Annotated in this window: 15 protein-coding genes and 2 pseudogenes; 5 read left to right on the top strand and 12 right to left on the bottom strand. The window is 70.2% G+C overall.

What is annotated here, in order from left to right:
- Window positions 1–35: 35 nt before the first annotated feature.
- The 6 genes from HCC78_RS19490 to HCC78_RS19465 are packed head-to-tail and all read right to left on the bottom strand — an operon-like array spanning window position 36 to window position 5,486.
- Complete coding sequence (locus HCC78_RS19490) at window positions 36–2,234, bottom strand: 3-hydroxyacyl-CoA dehydrogenase NAD-binding domain-containing protein (protein ID WP_172330462.1); 2,199 nt, start codon at window positions 2,232–2,234, stop codon at window positions 36–38.
- Window positions 2,227–2,706: a cupin domain-containing protein gene (locus HCC78_RS19485; RefSeq protein ID WP_172330461.1), complete on the bottom strand. Its 480-nt coding sequence runs from the start codon at window positions 2,704–2,706 to the stop codon at window positions 2,227–2,229. The genes HCC78_RS19490 and HCC78_RS19485 overlap by 8 nt, the downstream gene beginning before the upstream one ends.
- A complete protein-coding gene (locus HCC78_RS19480) occupies window positions 2,693–3,094 on the bottom strand; it encodes a GFA family protein (RefSeq protein WP_172330460.1) in 402 nt (133 codons plus the stop codon). The genes HCC78_RS19485 and HCC78_RS19480 overlap by 14 nt, the downstream gene beginning before the upstream one ends.
- 8 nt (window positions 3,095–3,102) lie before the next feature.
- Window positions 3,103–3,603 carry a nuclear transport factor 2 family protein gene (locus tag HCC78_RS19475; protein ID WP_172330459.1) on the bottom strand — a complete coding sequence of 167 codons (501 nt, stop codon included), beginning with the start codon at window positions 3,601–3,603 and terminating at the stop codon, window positions 3,103–3,105.
- Between the two features lie 3 nt (window positions 3,604–3,606).
- On the bottom strand, window positions 3,607–4,818 hold the full coding sequence (locus tag HCC78_RS19470; RefSeq protein WP_172330458.1) for an acetyl-CoA C-acetyltransferase: 1,212 nt from the start codon (window positions 4,816–4,818) through the stop codon (window positions 3,607–3,609).
- The gene (locus HCC78_RS19465; protein WP_172330457.1) at window positions 4,815–5,486 is read right to left on the bottom strand and encodes a glutathione S-transferase family protein; all 672 of its coding nucleotides are present in this window, start codon (window positions 5,484–5,486) and stop codon (window positions 4,815–4,817) included. Before HCC78_RS19465 ends, HCC78_RS19470 begins: the two co-directional genes overlap by 4 nt.
- A gap of 381 nt (window positions 5,487–5,867) precedes the next feature.
- Between HCC78_RS19465 and HCC78_RS19460 the strand changes: the two genes are divergently transcribed.
- Together HCC78_RS19460 and HCC78_RS19455 are read left to right on the top strand one after the other, a co-directional pair.
- Window positions 5,868–6,821, top strand: a complete 954-nt coding sequence (locus HCC78_RS19460) for a hypothetical protein (RefSeq protein WP_172330456.1) — start codon at window positions 5,868–5,870, stop codon at window positions 6,819–6,821.
- A gap of 59 nt (window positions 6,822–6,880) precedes the next feature.
- Window positions 6,881–7,909: a hypothetical protein gene (locus tag HCC78_RS19455; RefSeq protein ID WP_172330455.1), complete on the top strand. Its 1,029-nt coding sequence runs from the start codon at window positions 6,881–6,883 to the stop codon at window positions 7,907–7,909.
- 683 nt (window positions 7,910–8,592) lie between these two features.
- On the opposite strand, the gene HCC78_RS19450 is transcribed toward HCC78_RS19455, so the two are convergent.
- The 5 genes from HCC78_RS19450 to HCC78_RS19430 are packed head-to-tail and all read right to left on the bottom strand — an operon-like array spanning window position 8,593 to window position 13,169.
- Window positions 8,593–9,267 (bottom strand): SPOR domain-containing protein, encoded by a 675-nt coding sequence (locus tag HCC78_RS19450; protein ID WP_172330454.1) that lies wholly within the window; start codon window positions 9,265–9,267, stop codon window positions 8,593–8,595.
- A gap of 12 nt (window positions 9,268–9,279) precedes the next feature.
- On the bottom strand, window positions 9,280–10,266 hold the full coding sequence (locus HCC78_RS19445; protein ID WP_172330453.1) for an adenosine deaminase: 987 nt from the start codon (window positions 10,264–10,266) through the stop codon (window positions 9,280–9,282).
- Entirely contained in the window at window positions 10,263–11,471 is a 1,209-nt protein-coding gene (locus HCC78_RS19440) for a phosphopentomutase (protein WP_172330452.1), read from the bottom strand. Before HCC78_RS19440 ends, HCC78_RS19445 begins: the two co-directional genes overlap by 4 nt.
- Window positions 11,468–12,778 (bottom strand): thymidine phosphorylase, encoded by a 1,311-nt coding sequence (locus HCC78_RS19435; protein ID WP_172330451.1) that lies wholly within the window; start codon window positions 12,776–12,778, stop codon window positions 11,468–11,470. The genes HCC78_RS19440 and HCC78_RS19435 overlap by 4 nt, the downstream gene beginning before the upstream one ends.
- 4 nt (window positions 12,779–12,782) lie before the next feature.
- Entirely contained in the window at window positions 12,783–13,169 is a 387-nt protein-coding gene (locus HCC78_RS19430; protein WP_172330450.1) for a cytidine deaminase, read from the bottom strand.
- A gap of 193 nt (window positions 13,170–13,362) precedes the next feature.
- Here HCC78_RS19430 and HCC78_RS19425 point away from each other — a divergent pair, with 193 nt between their 5' ends.
- Window positions 13,363–15,648, top strand: a complete 2,286-nt coding sequence (locus tag HCC78_RS19425; RefSeq protein ID WP_172330449.1) for an NADP-dependent malic enzyme — start codon at window positions 13,363–13,365, stop codon at window positions 15,646–15,648.
- A gap of 396 nt (window positions 15,649–16,044) precedes the next feature.
- Here the strand turns inward: HCC78_RS19425 and HCC78_RS19420 are convergent, their stop codons facing one another.
- Complete coding sequence (locus tag HCC78_RS19420; protein WP_172330448.1) at window positions 16,045–16,194, bottom strand: hypothetical protein; 150 nt, start codon at window positions 16,192–16,194, stop codon at window positions 16,045–16,047.
- Window positions 16,195–16,496: 302 nt separating this feature from the next.
- Here HCC78_RS19420 and HCC78_RS33835 point away from each other — a divergent pair.
- Together HCC78_RS33835 and HCC78_RS19415 are read left to right on the top strand one after the other, a co-directional pair.
- A pseudogene (locus HCC78_RS33835) lies at window positions 16,497–16,705 on the top strand (IS110 family transposase); the annotation flags it as partial.
- Between the two features lie 75 nt (window positions 16,706–16,780).
- Window positions 16,781–17,557: pseudogene (locus tag HCC78_RS19415) on the top strand (IS110 family transposase); the annotation flags it as partial.

Raw genomic sequence — 17,557 nt, 5'->3', positions numbered from 1 at the left:
CGCCCTCTCCCCCTTGCCCCCTCGCCCGCGCGGGCTCAGGCCGCCTGCGCAGGCAGGTAGCGGGAATAGAAGCCCTCGCCCTTCACCGCGAGGTCGCGCAGCAATTCGGGCGCCGCGAAGCGGGCACCGAACTTGGCCTCCAGCCCGTTGCAGATTTCCACCGCCCTGGCCGCGCCGATCATGTCGAGCCAGCTGAACACCCCGCCCGACCAGGGCGCGAAGCCCCAGCCGAGGATCGAGGCGACGTCGCCCTCGCGGACATCCATCAGAACGCTCTCCTCCAGGGCGCGCACCGCCTCCAGCGCCTGCATCATCAGGAGCCGGTGCTGGATCTCGGCCAGCTCGGGCTGGTCGCCGGTGCAGTCGTAGCGGGCGCCCAGGCCCTCCCAGAGACCGGTCCGCTTGCCCTTTTCGTCATAGGCGTAGAAGCCGGCCTTGGCCTTGCGGCCGAGACGGCCCTGTTCCTCCATCCAGAAGATCACGTCGTCGGTATTGTCCGCCGGATAGGCCGCGCCCATCGCCGCCCTGGCCGCCCGGGCGATCTTGGCGCCGAGGTCGATCGAGACCTCGTCGATCAGCTGCAGCGGCCCGACCGGCATCCCGGCCAGCTTGGCCGCGTTCTCGACCAGCGCCGGGACCACGCCCTCGCGGACCATCCGCACGCCCTCGTCGACATAGGGCAGGATGCAGCGGTTGGCGTAGAAGTACCGGGCGTCGTTGACGACGATCGGCGTCTTGCGGATCTGGCGGACGAAATCCAGCGCCTTGGCCACGGCGCGGTCGCCGGTCTGGCTGCCGCGGATGATCTCCACCAGCATCATCTTGTCGGCCGGCGAGAAGAAATGGATGCCGATGAACTCCTCCGGCCGGCCGCTCGCCTTCGCCAGCCCGCTGATCGGCAGGGTCGAAGTGTTGGTCGCGAAGACCGCCGTCTCCGGCAGGTGCGCCTCGGCCTTGGCGGTCGCCGCGGCCTTCACCTCCGGGTCCTCGAAGACGGCCTCGACCACCAGGTCGCACTCGGCCAGCGCGGCGAAATCCGTGGCCGGCGTGATCCGGCCCAGCACCTCGGCCATCTTCTCCGGGGTCGACATGCGGCGGCTGACAGCCTTGGACAGCAGCCCCTCGGAATAGGATTTGCCCTTCTCCGCGGCCTCCTGGCTCCGGTCGATCAGAACCACCTCGATCCCGGCCATCGCGGAAACATGGGCGATCCCCGCCCCCATCATGCCGGCCCCCAGGACGCCGAGCTTCCTGACCTTCTGGTCCGGCACGTCGGGCCGCCGCGCGCCCTTCTCCAGCGCCTCCTTGTTGATGAAGAGCGAGCGGATCATCGCGCCCGAGGAAGGATTCATGAGCACGTTGGTGAACCAGCGCGCCTCGATCCTGAGCGCGGTGTCGATATCGACCTGCGCGCCCTCGTAGACCGCCGAGAGCAGCGCCTTCGCCGCCGGATAGACGCCCTTGGTCTTGCCGTTGACCATCGCCGAGGCGCCGACATAGGTCATGAAGCCCGCCGGGTGATAGGGCGTGCCGCCGGGGATCTTCTCGCCGCGTGCATCCCAGGGCTTCACCAGATCGGCCTCCTTGGCCTCCAGCACCCAGGCCTTAGCCCGCGCCAGCAGTTCGCCGGCCGGGACCACCTCGTCGACCAGCCCCGCGCCCTTGGCCTTGTCCGGCGCGAAGAGACGGCCCTCCAGCAGCACCGGGGAGGCCGCCATCGCGCCGAGCTTGCGCGACAGGCGCGTTGTGCCGCCCGCGCCCGGAAAGATGCCGACCATGATCTCGGGCAGGCCGATCTTGGCCTTCGGATTGTCGGCAGCGAAGATGCGGTGGCAGGCCAGCGGCAGCTCCAGCCCCAGCCCCAGCGCGGTGCCCGGCAGCGCAGCGGCGACCGGCTTTCCGCCCTTTCGGGTCTTCGGGTCCATGCCCGCGAGTTCCACCTTGCGCATCATCCGGTGGATGCCGCAGATCCCCTCGAACAGCCCCTTGGCGGGATTGTCGCCCGCCGCGGCCTTCATCTTCGCGATGATGTTGAGGTCCATCCCGCCGGCGAAGCTGTCCTTGCCGGAGGTGAAGACCACGCCCTTGACCGCATCATCGGCCAGTGCCCGGTCGATCAGCTCCTCGAAAAGCGCGAGCCCCTCGAGGCTCATCACGTTCATCGACTTCTCCGGCACGTCCCAGGTGATCACCGCGACGCCGCCGCCGTCCACCTCGTAGGAAAAATCAGCCATCGCTCTCCTCCTGTTCGTAGGGCCGCCCGTCCTTGCGGGCGAAGGTGGCCGTGCCGTCCTCCACGGTGACCACCAGGTCCTTGTCGCTGTAGGTCGCCACTTCGCGCGGCGCCTTGGAACCGACGACGAGGAAGCGCGCGGCCTCTCCCGTCCTGTTCTCGAAGCAGTGCCCGTTCGGATCGCCCGCCGGGAAGGCTGCGCAGTCGCCGGGACGCATCTCGTGCTCGCCCGCATCGTCGACCAGCACCAGCACCCCTTCGGTGACCATGACGAACTCGTCCTCGTTCAGGTGCCAGTGGCGCAGCGACGAGACCGCGCCCGGCTCGAGCGTCACGAGGTTGACGCCGAACTGGGTCAGCCCGCCCGCCTGCCCGAGGCGCAGCGAGGAGCGCCCCGCCATCATGGCGCCATAGGGCGCGGGATAGATCGAGCCGGTCTTCACCGGCACCTTCGCGGGATCAAGCTTCGGCATGGCCGCGCTCCTCTTCCGGGGGCAGGAGGTCCCAGGGCGGGGCCTCCCCGCGGTAGACGACGCGGCCCGGCGCGACCTTCGAGGGATCGTCGAGCGATCCGGCCGCCACCATCACCGTCGCCGGCGCCCGTTCGGGCAGGCCCCAGAGCGGGCAGCCGCAGGCCGGGCAGAACACCTTGGTCACGGACAGCCCCGAGCGTCCGGAACGCGTCCAGCTGGCCGTCCCGCCCTCGATCTCGAAGCCCTCCAGCGGCAGGGCCGCATGCGTGCCGTGCCCGCCGCCGGAGTCCCGCTGGCAGGACCGGCAGGCGCAGCGCAGCGCGAATTTCACCGGCCCCGGGCTGCTGTAGCGCACCTGCCCGCAGGCGCATCCGCCCGTTATTTCCATCTGTCTTCTCAGTCCTTCTTGGGACGCTGGTCCAGGATATAGGTTTCCGTCTGCGGCTGCGGGTTCTCGGGGTCGACCCTGAGAAACAGCGAGTCGGAATCGTTCTCGGTGCCGGTCATCGCCTGTTCCATCCGCCAGATGCCGCCGCGGCGGCGCATGAGGACGACATTGCCGAAGGTGGGCAGCATCTTCTGCGCGCCGTTGAGCAGGTCGGCGTCGTAATCGACCATCAGCATGTCGGGCCCGAAACTCTCGATCCGCCGCGGCCGCAGCACCACCGCCGTCACCTGGTTGACCACGATGGTGCGCTGCCAGAGGTCGAAGCTGGCGCGCAGCTCCTCGAGGGTGCGCCGCTCGTAGCGGTGGAGCCGGGTATGGATGACGAAGGGCAACTCGTACATTCCTGAGAACGTGTCGAAGTCGCGCTCCATCACGGACGCGGCCAAGCGGTCCAGATATGTCCGGACCATCTCGATCGTGATGATCTGCGCCGCTGCCCCGGTTTCCAAGACCTAGACCCTTTCGATCACCGTCGCCGCCCCCATGCCGCTGGCAATGCAGAGCGTCGCCAGGCCGATTTCCTTGTCCTGCCGCTCCAGCTCGTCCAGGAGCGTGCCGATGATGATGGCTCCGGTCGCGCCCAGGGGATGTCCCATGGCAATGGCGCCGCCATTGACGTTGACCTTAGCAGGATCCGCACCGAAAGCCTGCATGAATCTCAGGACGACCGCGGCAAAGGCCTCGTTGACCTCGAACAGGTCGATATCCGAGATCGCCAGGCCGGTTTCGGCCAGGACCTTCTCGGTCACCGGCACCGGCCCGGTCAGCATGATCGTCGGATCGGTGCCGATCTTGGCGGTGTGGCGGATGCGCGCGCGCGGCGTCAGCCCGTGCGCCTCGCCGAATTCCTTCGAGCCGATCAGCACCGCCGCCGCGCCGTCGACGATGCCGCTGGAATTGCCGGCATGGTGGACATGCTCGATCCGCTCCAGATGCGGGTATTTCATGATCGCCACCTGGTCGAAGCCCGGCATCACCTCGCCCATGTCCCTGAACGACGCCTTCAGCGCGCCCAGGCTCTGCATGTCGGTCTCGGGACGCATGTATTCGTCGCGCTCGAGGATCGGCAGGCCGTTGCGGTCCTTGACCGCCACCACCGAGCGGGCGAAGCGTCCCTCGTCCCAGGCCGCCTTGGCGCGGCGCTGGCTTTCGACGGCCAGCGCATCGGCGTCGTCGCGGGAAAACCCGTATTCGGTGGCGATGATGTCCGCGGCGATGCCCTGCGGCACGAAGTAATGCGCCATGGCGACCGACGGATCGACCGCCACCGCCGCCCCGTCCGACCCCATCGGCACGCGGCTCATCATCTCCACCCCGCCTGCGACATAGGCCTGCCCGGCCCCGGCCCGCACCTGGTTGGCGGCAAGATTCACCGCCTCCATGCCGCTGGCGCAGAAGCGGTTGATCGACAGCCCCGGCACCTGGTCGTCGAAATCCGAGGCCAGCACGGCAGTGCGCGCCAGGCAGCCGCCCTGCTCGCCCACCTGGGTGACATTGCCCCAGATCACGTCCTCGAGGGCCTTGGTCTCCAGCCCGTTCCGCTCCTTGATCGCGTTCAGCGCCAGCGCCGAGAGCCGCACCGCGGTCACCTCGTGCAGCGCGCCGTCCCTGCGCCCCCTCCCGCGGGGCGTGCGGATGGCATCGTAGATGTAGGCGTCGGTCATTTGCTCACCGCTTCGTTCATGAATTTGCCGCGGACCGCCGGATGGGCCGGGGTCATCAGCTCGTAGGGATGCTTCCATCCCGGCAGCCCCGAGAGCCGCGACAGCCAGGCATCGACCGCCGGATGCGCGGCGCGGTCGAAACCGAATTCCTCCGGATAGTAGAGATAGCCCGCGCAGGTCAGGTCGGCATTGGTCGGTCCCTCGCCGACGATCCACTCGCGTCCCTCCAGGTGCTTGTCGAGGATCTCCAGCGCGGCGGCCAGGCGCCCCTTGAGGAAGCCGATGACCTCCGGCACGCGCTTGTCCTCCGGCAGGAAGTTCATCTGGAACCGCACCATGCCGGCGATCGAGCTGAGCTTGTGGTTGTCCCACAGCACCCAGCGCAGCACCTCGCGCGCCTCGTCGGGCGTCTCGCCGCCGAACTTGCCGCTGAGCTCGGTGATCGCCATCTGGATCACGCCGGACTGGGTCAGGTGCAGCCCGGAGGCATCGACCAGCACCGGCGCCTCGCCCATCTCGTTGACGGTCTCGCGGTAGGCCGCGCCGCGGGTTTCGCCTGCGAAGAAATCGACGAAGACCGGCTCCCAGTCCATGCCCGCCAGTTCCAGCGCCAGCGCTGCCTTGTAGCTATGACCGCTCTCGCCGAAGCAGTAGAGTTTCAATGTCATCGCGTCGTCCTCCCGGGCTGCTGCGCTGGCCTCACGCTAGCCGCAGGAGCCGCGGGCGTGGAAGGGAAAATTCCGCGAGGGGGTCCGGAACGTTGCGTCCCCGGCTGACGCAGGGAACGGGACGTGGCGCCGTGCGGGGCGGAGGTGTGGTTGGTGCGCCGCCAGCGGCAAACCGGCCGGGCCGCAACGTTCCGGAGCGCGTCGATCGGCGGCCCCGCCGGGCGCGGCCGCGCGGCCATCGGCCCGCCGGCCTGTTCCGCCCCTCCATCTGCACCGAACATGGTTAACGAATCGAATACACCGCCCGGCCCGCAGTTGTTGCCGCAGCGCGGCATCGGTGGCATAGATCCCGGACCCGCCACCGGAGCCCGCAATTCCGCCATGCCCCCGACCGAGAAGTCCCTGCCGCGTCCCAAGCTGCTGTCCTGGCACGATACGCTGGGGATCGCCGCCGCCTCGATCCTGGCCTGCCTGGCGGGCTATTTCGCCTTCGGCGCGCTGGCCGTGCCCGCGCTGGCCGGCGGCGTGCTTCTGGGAATCGCCGGCTCGATGATGGGCAGCCCCGGCCGCGCGGCGGCGAGCGGCGCGCTGGTCCTGCTTCTGCTGCTGCTGCATGTCGCCCTGCCCGGGATCGACATCCGGCTGATCGCCCTCGCCCTGCCGCTGGCCGCCGGATGGGAGGCCGCCCGGCCCGGCGGCCGCGCCTTCACGCTGGCGCTGATGTCCATGGGGCTGATCGTGGCCGTCGACCGGGCCGGGGCGGCCCCGGCGCTGACCCTGCCGATCTACGCCGCCGGAGTGGCCTACGGGCTCGCCGCCGCGCGGCTGCTTTCGCTGCAGGACTTTCCCGCCCAGCCGCCCGAGGGCGACCATGCCGGGCTGCGCCACGCCCTGTTCCTGGCCATCGGGCTGGCGCTGGCGGTCTCGCTGGCCGGGCACCTGCGCTCGTCCCATTCGATCTGGGTCGTTCAGTTCTTCGTGATGCGCGGCCTCGCCCCCGGCCACATGGCCCTGCCCTCGGCGCTGAAATTCGCCCTCGGCGTGCTGATCGGCACCGCCGCGGCGATCCTGCTGGAAAGCATCGGCGCCAGCCGCCCGCCGCTGTCCTACGGCATCGCGCTGGCCGCGCTGCTGGCAGGCCTGCACAGCCTGCCTTCGGGACCGCCCTGGACGCCCGCCGCGCTGACCGTCGCGCTGCTCCTGCTGACCGCGCCGACCCCGGATGCGGCGGTGTTCCGCGGCGAGGCCGCCCTGATGGCGGCAGGGCTGGCGATCGCGCTGGCAACCGTGCTGGGGCGGCTGATCCGCAACCCCGGCCCCGAACGCAGGCGATAGACGAACGTGGCGTCATCGGGTAAGCACTGGGAAAACGGCAAGGACGAGCAGAACCGGCCATGACCGCCCTGACCCAGTACCAGCGGCTCGAAGCCCCCGGGGTCTGGCATGAAAGCCCCGACAGCCAGCGCAAGGACGTCTTCGTCTCGCTGGGCGAGGCCACGCTTGTCATCAACGACCGCAGCGACGCCGCGCTGACCCATTGGTCGCTGGCCGCCATCCGCCGCATCGCGCCCGGCAACGATCCGGCGATCTACGCCCCGGGGCCCGAGGATGACGAGCGGCTGGAGCTGACCGATCCCGACATGATCGCCGCCATCGACACGGTGCGCCGCGCAGTGGCGCGCAGCCAGCCGCGCTCCGGCGCGCTGCGGGTCTTCCTGACGCTCTGCCTCTTCGCGGCGGCGCTGGCGGCGGCGGTGCTCTGGCTGCCCGGCGCGCTGGTCACGCATACCGCCCAGGCGCTGCCCGAAGCGACGCGGCAGGATATCGGCCGCCGCCTGGTGATTGCGCTCGAGCCCTATTCCGGCCGCCCCTGCCGCGACATTCCGGGGCGCCGCGCGCTCGGCAAGCTGCAGAAGCGGCTGTTCGGCGACGCGCCATGGGAGCTGCGCGTGCTGGAGAACGGCACCGACGTGAAGGCCCTGCCCGGCGGCATCCTGGTGATCGGCGGCGAACTGCTGTCCGAGGAGGACGGGCCGGACGTGGTGGCGGGCCATCTTCTGGCGGCGGCGGCTATGAGCGCGGAGGAGGATCCGATGGTCTGGTTCCTCGAGCTGGCCGGGCCCTGGCACACCTTCCGCATGCTCACCACCGGCGTGGTTCCGCAGGAGCTGATGGGCCAGGCCGCCGACGCGCTGGCGCTCGGCCAGCTGCCTCCGGCGCTGGTTCCGGGCCTGGCCGATCCCGACCCGGTGCTGCAGCGCTTCTCCGAGGCCGAGCTGTCCTCCGGCCCCTACGGCCGTTCCGCCCTGCCCGGCGGCGACGCCTGGATCGAGATGATCGAGGGCGATCCCTACCCGGGGGGCACGCCGGTCCCGGTGCTCAGCGACGCCGACTGGCTGCGGCTGCAATCGGTCTGCAGCTGACCGCCACTGGTGCCGGCCGCGGCGGCGCAGCCTCTGGCATGAACCGGCCGCCGCGCGCCACGGATCTCACCTCACGGACCCGCGTTGCCATCCTGCGGCGGCAGTCCGTCTCCAGCGGGAGTGCGCCGGGCGCCGGCCGCGGACGGACGCACCGGCGAAACCGGACGGGATCGGCCCCATCCCTGCCAGGCGGCGGCGCAGCTGGCAAAGGTCAGGCCCGGATCTGCAACAGCACGTCCCGGAGCGAGTGATCGGCGACCGCCCCTGTCCAGCCGCCTGCGTCAGCCATCCGCCTGCAGCCGGACGCACCGGCGACGGTCCCGAGCGAAGGCATCCCGCAAGCCGGGGGGCGCTGTCTTCCGCGCTTCCGGCATCGCCCGCGTGTCCGCAAGACATCCGCCATGGATCATGGAGCGCGAGTACCTGGACGGCCCGCCAAACGGGCCTGCCGGTGCATCGCGGCACCCCGCGCGCGTCGGCCAACGATCTGCATCTGGCCACGGGCCGCGCCCGTCCCGCAGGCAGGCAGGCAAAGCAGGATGTTGCGCCTCGGACAGACGCCGCTCCTGCATTATCGGCAGAGGGTCGGACGAGGACCAGCCGCGGAGAGGGACGCATGAGGACAGCGCCCGTCCGGATGCACGCGGAAGCGGCGGCGCACGCCGGCTTCCGGCCGGGCGCGCCTAGCGCCGGTCCCAGACGAAGGCATCGCGGAAGCCGAGGCCGCGGATCGCGGCCATCCCGGCATCGGCCGCCGCGGCATCGGCAAAGGGCCCGGCATAGATCAGCCGCAGCGCGCCCTGCCGGCGCGGGAAATCCTGGCGCAGCGCAGGCAGGCCCAGCCCCTGCAGCCAGCGCACAGTCCGCTCGGCATTCGGCATCTCGCGGAAGGCGGCCACCTGTATGTAGAGCCCCGGCTCGGGGAATTGCGGCGAGCGCACGCGCGAGGGCTGGCGGACGGCATGGGCCTTCGCCTTGGCCGGGGCGGCAGCGGGACCCGCTTCCGCGCTGCCGGCCGCCATGTCCGGCCCCGGTGCGCCCATCGCCATCGCGGCGGGCGCCGTCCCGTCCCCTGCGGCCTCGGTCTGCGCATCGCCGCCAGCGGGCGGCAAGGCCTCCGGTCCCGGCAGGACCGCGGCCGGGGCAGCCTTGTCCGGATCGCAGAGCTGGCTGCCGCCCGGCCCGATCAGGGCCGCCCAGAGCACGCGGGAGCCGATCTCCACCTTCTGCCAGGCGCAGCCCTTGCCATCGAGGAAGGAGCCGCCCGCCCCCTGCGGCGCATCCGCGCCCGGCTGGGCCGCGGCGGCCTGCGCCAGCGCCACGGCCAGCGCGGCGGCGAGGCGGGCGGCCCCGCTCATGCGGCCTGTCCTCTATCCCGCATCGGCACCCAGCCGCTTCACGACCCGCGCGCGGGTCCCGGCGTCGCAGAAGGCCGCCTCGGCCGCGACCCGGTTGATCCCGGAAAACACCTCCTCGTCCCAGCCGAAGGCATGGGCCAGCCGGTCGTATTCGCCCGAAAGCGTGGTGTGGAAGAAGGGCGGATCGTCGGTCGAGACGGTGACCTTCACCCCCCGTTCCCAAAGCTGGCAGATCGGGTGCCGGTCCCATTTCGGATAGAGCCCCAGCGCGATGTTCGAGCCCGGGCAGACCTCCAGCACGATGCCGTCCTCGGCCAGCCGGTCGACCAGCGCCAGATCCTCGATCGCGCGCACCCCATGGCCGATGCGGCTGACCCGGAGGTCCTCCACCGCCTCCTTGACAGAGACCGGCCCGCCCCATTCTCCGGCATGGGCGGTCAGGCCCAGCCCGGCCTCGCGGGCAAGGTCGAAGCTCCAGGCGAAATCCTTCGGACGGCCCATCATCTCGTTCCCGGCAATGCCGTAGCCGGTGACGAAATCCCCCATGGTCTCGGCGGCGCAGAGCGCGGCACGCTTGGCCTTGTCCGGACCGAAATGGCGGATGCAGGTGACCACGCCGCGCAGGATCGGACCGCCCTGCGCCTCGATGGCCAGCGCCGCCTCCTGCATCGCGGCCACGTAGTCGCGCCAGGCCGAGACGTCGCCGCCGCCGCAGAAATCCGGGCTGACGAACGTCTCGGCATAGACCACGCCCTGCTCCGCCAGTTCCGAAGTCACGGCTGTGACGAGGCGGGCGTAATCTTCCGGCGTCTTCAGCACCGAGGTCGCGGCCTCGTAGACCTCGAGGAAATGCGGGAAGTCGCGGAAGTCGTAATGGCCCTGCTCGTCGAAGACGCCGCGCAGGTTGACATGCTTCTGCTTCGCGAGCCCGGCGATGAAGGCGGGTGGCGCCGCGCCTTCGAGATGCAGGTGGAGCTCGACCTTGGGGAGGGATTTCATGTCAGCGGGGTTCCGGGTCCGGTATCGTTGAGGCCGAGATGGCGCGCCACGGTGGCGGCGACATCGACGAAGGCGCAGACGCCCTTCGCTCCCGGCGCGATGCCCTGCCCGAGGACGGGGACACGCTCGCGGGTATGGTCGGTGCCCCGCCAGGTGGGGTCGTTGCCATGGTCGGCGGTGAAGAGGATCAGGTCGCCGGGGCGCAGCGCGGCCAGCAGCCGCGGCACCTGCGCGTCGAACCATTCCAGCGCGCGGGCATAGCCCGCCACGTTGCGGCGGTGGCCCCAGAGACTGTCGAACTCGACGAAATTGGCGAAGGTCAGGCTGCCCTCGGGCGCGTCGCGGATGTCGTCCAGCAGGTGCTCCATCAGCTGGGCGTCGCTGCCCTTCTTCACCGACGAGATGCCCGAGCCCGCGAAGATGTCGCGGATCTTGCCCACCGCGCGCACCTCGCGCCCCGCCGCCTGCGCCCAGTTGCACAGCGTGGGTTCGGGCGGCATCAGCGCGTAGTCGCGGCGGTTGACGGTGCGGGCAAAGCCCTTTTCCGGCGAGCCGAGGAAAGGCCGCGCGATCACCCGTCCGACGCGCTTTTCGTGCAGGCGGGGCGCCAGCCGCGCGCAGAGACCGAGCAGCCGCTCCAGGCCGAAACGCTCCTCGTGCGCGGCAATCTGGAAGACGCTGTCGACCGAGGTGTAGCAGATCGGCCAGCCGGTGCGCATATGCTCTGCCCCGTAGCGGTCGAGCACGTCGGTGCCCGAGCCGTGGGCGTTGCACAGCGTGCCCTCCACCCCGGCGATCTCCCGCACCAGCGCCAGATCCTGCGGCGGAAAGGCCGGATCGGCATCGGGGTAGTAGGTCCAGTCGAAGGGCACCGGCAGCCCGGCAAGCTCCCAATGGCCCGAGGGCGTGTCCTTGCCCGGCGAGACCTCGGTCGCCGCCGCCCAGAAAGCCCCGGCACCGGGCGCGGGCCAATGGCCGGTTCCCTCCGGCGCCTCGCCGGTGGCCAGCCGCATCGCCTCCCCGAGACCCAGCTGCGCCAGGTTGGGCATCTCCAGCGGACCCGAGCGGCCGTCTTCGGCCTGTCCCGCGGCGCAGGCTGCCGCAATATGGCCCAGCGTGTCCGCGCCCGCGTCGCCGAAGGCGCCTGCATCCGGCGCGCCGCCGATGCCGGCGCTGTCCATAACCACCAGGAAGGCCCGCGTCACGGATCGACCCTCCCGTAGACCATCGGCGGCAGGATCGCCTCTTCGCCGACCAGCATCGCCTGGCGCACGACCCGAACCGCCTCGGCGGCGCCCGAAGCGTCCGCGGCATGGACGACGGCCAGCGGCCGCGTCTGGTCGGCCCTCTCGCCGATCGATGCGACCTGCGACAGGCCGACGGAATGGTCGATCTCGTCGCCCGGGCGCCGCCGCCCGCCGCCGAGCCGGACCACCAGCTCGCCGAGCGCCACGCCGTCGATCGCCGTGACCACCCCCGGCTCGGCCGGGAAGACCGCGCGGGTGACCGCCGGCTGCGGAAGGTAGCTGCGGAAATCGCCGTCGAGCACGTCGATCGGGCCGCCGAGCTCTGCCACCATATGGGCGAACTTGTCCGCCGCCTTGCCCGAGCTCAGCACCTTCAGCGCGGCGCGCGCGCCCTCCTCGGCACTGCCGTAGAGCCCGGCCAGCGCGGTCAGCTCGCCCGCCAGCGCCAGGGTCATCTTGCACAGCCGCTGCTCGGGCTTCGGATCGGTCAGCACGCGGTGCACCTCGATCAGCTCCACCGCATTGCCCACCGCCGGGCAGACCGGCTGGTTCATGTCGGTGATCACCGCGCGCGTCTTGCAGCCCGCCGCCTGCGCCACCCGCACCAGCCCCTCGGCCAGCGCCTGCGCCTCGTCGCGGCTCTTCATGAATGCGCCGGTGCCGCCCTTGACGTCGAGCACCAGCACCCCGGCCCCGGCGGCGAGCTTCTTCGACAGGATCGAGGCGATGATCAGCGCCTGGCTCTCCACCGTCGAGGTATGGTCGCGCAGCGCGTAGAGCTTGCGGTCGGCAGGGGCGATCTTCGGACTGGCGGCAACGATGGCGCAGCCGATCCGGCCGACGATGCGCTTCAGCTTCGCCGTGTCGATCTCGGTGCGCACGCCGTGGAAGGTCTCCAGCTTGTCGAGCGTGCCGCCGGTATGCCCGAGCCCGCGCCCCGACAGCATCGGCACGTAGCAGCCCATCGCCGCGAGCACCGGCGCCAGCACCAGCGAGACCGAGTCGCCGATGCCGCCGGTGGAATGCTTGTCGACCACCGGGCCGGACAGGTCCCATTCCAGCACCTCGCCGGAATCCCGCATCGCGCAGGTCAGCGCGGCAGTCTCCCCGTCGGAGAGCCCGCCCTTGCAGACCCCCATGGCGAAGGCCGCGCCCTGGGCATCGGTCACCTCGCCCGAGGCGAGACCCGACGCGAAGCTGCGCAGCTCCGCCTCCTCCAGGCGCTCGCCCTTGCGCAGCTTGGCCAGGAACTGCCGCACCTCCATGCGGTCACTCCATGTCGGAAGACAGGAACGCCCCGGGCAGGAGCTCGCCCACCGTGGTGGTCATTTCCTCGCCCGCCACCGTGGCCAGCGTCACCGGCACGTCGGCATCGGCGAATTCCGCGATCTTCTGGCGGCAGCCGCCGCAGGGCGGCACCGGGCGCGGGCAGTCGGCGATCACGTAGATTTCGGTCAGCCGCGACACCCCGGCCGCGACCATCGCGGCGATCGCCCCGGCCTCGGCGCAGGTGCCTTCGGGATAGGCGGCGTTCTCGACGTTGCAGCCGCGGTAGACCGCCCCGTCCGATCCCTTCAGCGCCGCGCCGACCTTGAAGCCGGAATAGGGCGCGTAGGCGCGCTCGCGCACGAAGAGGGCTGCATCCCTGAGGCTCATGTCCGTCCTGCTCCACTGCCTAACGCAGGCCCCGGGGCGGCCCGGGGCATCTGTCCCGACACTGGAACCCCGCGCGGCGGGATGCAAGGCGCGAGGTGCGGTTCTGCAAAATTGTCCCCTGTTCTTGGACGTCCACTTGACGTAACCACACGGAAAACACCGCGCCTACGACCTTTGGGGGATGAACCGCGCCATGACGGACACGAAATCCGAAGATTTCCGCGAACAGTCGCTGGACTACCACGAGAACCCCAAGCCCGGGAAACTCGAGATCCGCGCGACGAAACCCCTCGCCAACGGCCGCGACCTGGCCCGCGCCTACAGCCCCGGCGTCGCCGAGGCCTGCCTTGAAATCAAGAAGGACGCGGCCAATGCCAGCCGCTACACCTCGCGCGGCAACCTCGTCGCGGTGGTCTCGAACGGCACCGCGGTGCTGGGCCTGGGCAATATCGGCGCGCTGGCCTCGAAGCCGGTGATGGAGGGCAAGGCCGTCCTCTTCAAGAAATTCGCCAATATCGACTGCTTCGACATCGAGGTGAACGAGAGCGACCCCGAGAAGCTGGCGGAAATCGTCTGCTCGCTGGAGCCGACCTTCGGCGCGATCAACCTCGAGGACATCAAGGCGCCCGACTGCTTCGTGGTGGAGAAGATCTGCCGCGAGAAGATGAACATCCCCGTCTTCCACGACGACCAGCACGGCACGGCCATCGTGGTGGGCGCGGCGGCGAAGAACGCGCTGCACCTGGCGGGCAAGACGCCCGGCCAGATCAAGGTCGTCTCCACCGGCGGCGGCGCGGCCGGCATCGCCTGCCTCAACATGCTGCTCAAGATGGGCGTCAAGCGCGAGAACGTCTGGCTCTGCGACATCAAGGGGCTGGTCTGGAAGGGCCGCAACGAGGAGATGACCTCGCAGAAGGAGGCCTATGCCCAGGACAGCGACCTGCGCACCCTCGACGAGGTGATCGAGGACGCGGACCTGTTCCTCGGCCTCTCCGGCCCCGGCGTGCTGAAGCCCGAGATGGTCGCCAAGATGGCCTCCAAGCCGATCATCTTCGCGCTGGCCAACCCCACCCCCGAGATCATGCCCGACGAGGTGCGCAAGGTCGCCCCGGACGCGATCATGGCCACCGGGCGCTCGGACTTCCCCAACCAGGTCAACAACGTCCTGTGCTTCCCCTTCATCTTCCGCGGCGCGCTGGATGTCGGCGCGACCGAGATCAACGATGCCATGCAGCTGGCCTGCATCGACGGCATCGCGGAGCTGGCGCGCAAGACCACCTCGGCCGAGGCCGCCGCCGCCTATTCGGGCGAGCAGCTGACCTTCGGCACCGACTACCTGATCCCCAAGCCCTTCGATCCGCGGCTGATCTCGGTCGTCGCCGGCGCGGTGGCCGAGGCCGCGATGGAGTCGGGCGTCGCCGCGCGGCCGCTGCCCTCGATCCAGGCCTACAAGCGCAAGCTCGAGGGCTCGGTGATCCGCTCGGCCTTCCTGATGCGCCCGGTGTTCGAGGCCGCACGCTCCACCAACCGCAAGATCGTCTTCGCCGAGGGCGAAAGCGAGCGGGTGCTGCGCGCCGCCCAGGCGGTGATCGAGGAAACCACCGAGACGCCGATCCTCGTCGGCCGTCCCGATGTCATCGACGCGCGCTGCAAGCGCCTGGGCATCAACCTGCGCGCCAACGAGAACATCCCGGTCACCAACCCGGAATCCGATGTCCGCTACCGCGACTACTGGACCGAGTACCTTTCGGTGATGGAGCGCCGGGGCGTCACCCCCTCGCTGGCGCAGGCGATCATGCGCACCAACACCACCGCCATCGCCTCGGTCATGGTGCGGCGCGGCGAGGCCGACGCGGTGATCTGCGGCACGTCGGGCCAGTACCTGTGGCACCTGAACTACGTCACCCAGGTGCTCGGGACCGACACGCTGAAGCCGGTCGCCTCGATGTCGATGATGATCCTCGAGGACGGGCCGCTTTTCATCGCCGACGGCCACGTGAACCCCGACCCGACGCCCGAGCAGGTCGCCAAGACCGTGATCGCCTGCGCCCGCCATGTCCGCCGCTTCGGCCTGGAGCCGAAGATCGCGCTGTGTTCCGACAGCCAGTTCGGCAACCTCGACAACCGCTCGGGCAGCGTGATGCGCGGCGCGATGGAGATCCTGAACCACGGCTACCGCGACTTCACCTATGACGGCGAGATGCATGTCGATGCCGCGCTCGACCCGCGGGTGCGCGACCGCGTGCTGCAGGCCGGATCGTCGCGGCTGAAGGGCCCGGCGAACGTGCTGGTCTTCTCCTCGACGGACACCGCGCTGGCGGTGAAGAACGTGCTGAAGGCGCGCGCCAACGGGCTGGAGATCGGGCCGATCCTGATGGGCATGGGCAACCGCGCCCATGTGGTGACCCCCGCGATCACCGCCCGCGGCCTGCTGAACATGGCCGCCATCGCAGGCACGCCGGTCGCGCAATACGGCTGAACCCTCCGGCTGCCGGGGCCCCGCGCTCCGGCAGCCCGACCCTGCCCCGCGCCGGTGCCCGCAGATTCTGCATCGCGCCGCGCCCGCGCTGCCCGCCTTTTCCGCAGCCGCAGCATCGCAGCTCCCTGCAGACATCTCTCCAGCGCCTGTTGCTGCCGGCACGGGACCGAGGCAGCCCGGGCCCTTTCGGACGGCTTCCGCCCGCCTCCGTTCCGGACCGCCGCCCAAGCGCCAAGCGCTGGCTCAGAACAACGTCTGGCGCATGGGAGACCAACACGCACCGCAGCCCGGCAAGCGACGGCCTCCGAGGGCGCGCGCGGAATGCCAAGGGGATCGACGGCAAAGCTGAAGGCCCCGAAACAGCCATCGCCCCCTCCGGCGGCGCTGTCGCGAACATCAGTTGATGGCCCCTTTGCCCGGACACACTAGTCCTGCGGCAACAATGACCGGGACGCCGAGGACGGCCACGCAAATCCGGTCCCGTGCCATCTGGCGGCCGAAATCGCGGCAAATCAGCCGCCGTCCGGGCAGCTTCGCGACGTTCATGTCCGTCTCAGCGCCGCTCCTCCGATGACCGGCGCTCCGGCACTGCCGGAGCGGCCGGCCGAGATGGGCTGACGACGGCGGGATCCCGTTGCGCCCGAGTTCCGGCAGCGCCCGGCGTCCATCTCCTCGCGTTGCAGCGGGGCAGAAGCGATCGGCCTTGATGCTGCAACCGCCCCCCGACGGCATCGCTGTGCCAAGGTGGGATCGCAACAATCCGAATTGGGAGGCGGCCATGCCGGAGATTGCCGCGGCCGGGCTCGATCCGCCGACCGGCAGGCGAATGCGCGGCAATCTCCGGGAGGCTGGCGGAGAATGTGGTCCAGGTCCGCGGCGCTGGCGCCAGGGGGCGCTGCGGTTCTGCGCAGGAAGCTCCGGAGAGCCGAGGTGCCGGAGTTCTTCGCCAGGCTGCCGCCCTGCCTGGTGGCGATGGAGGCCTGCGGCGGCGCGCATTGCCGGGGCCGGGAACTGGCCCGGCCATGACATCAGGCTCGTCCCTCCTGCCGATGTGAAGATCCCATGAGGAGGAGACCAGCGCCCTTCGGTCTGGAAGAGTCGGGGCGCCACCCACCCCACGGAGATCATTGCCATGCCGACGACCGAGATCAGCACCTCAACCGCGATTGCCTCGCCCGAATTCGCCGCGATTTTCGTTTCTTTGGAATTGAGCCGGTCAACCTGGCTGATGACGGCCCTTGCCGCGCCTCTCGGCTCGAAGATGTCGCGGCATCAGGTCCGGGGCGGCGATGTGCCGGAGCTGCTGAAGCGTTTCGCAGACCTGCAAAGTACTGTCCAGCGCCGGACCGGCCAAACCGTCCCTGTGATCGTGATCCAGGAAGCCGGACTGGACGGGTTCTGGATCCACCGCGCATTGGCTGCGTCGGGGATCGAGAGCCACGTGGTTGACCCGGCCTCGATCGCGGTCTCCAGGCGGCACCGCCGCGCCAAGACGGACCGGATCGACGGCGAGGCCCTTGTCCGCACCCTCATGGCCTGGAGGCGGGGCGAGCCGCGGGTTTGCGCCATGGTTCGCGTGCCGACCCCGGAGGAGGAAGATCGCCGCCGCATCTGCCGCGAACTGAAGAGCTTGACCGGAGAACGCATCCGGCATGTGAACCGGGTGAAGGGGCTCCTCTTCGCACAGGGCATCGGAGACTATGAGCCCCGGAACAAGGACCGGCGGACCCGGCTGGAAGAGCTGCGCACCGGAGACGGGCGTCCGCTGCCGCAGCACTTGAAGGCGGTGGCATTGCGCGAGCTGGAGCTCATCGAGCTTCTGAACCGGCAGATCGATGCCGTGAAGTCGGAGCGCGACGCCCTGCTCGACGAGACGCAGACCGCCGGTTCGACGCCGTCCCCTGTGCGA

It is taken from the genome of Mangrovicoccus sp. HB161399, assembly GCF_013184745.1.
Taxonomy (GTDB): Bacteria; Pseudomonadota; Alphaproteobacteria; order Rhodobacterales; family Rhodobacteraceae; genus Mangrovicoccus.
This window is presented reverse-complemented; position numbering and strand designations above follow the sequence as displayed.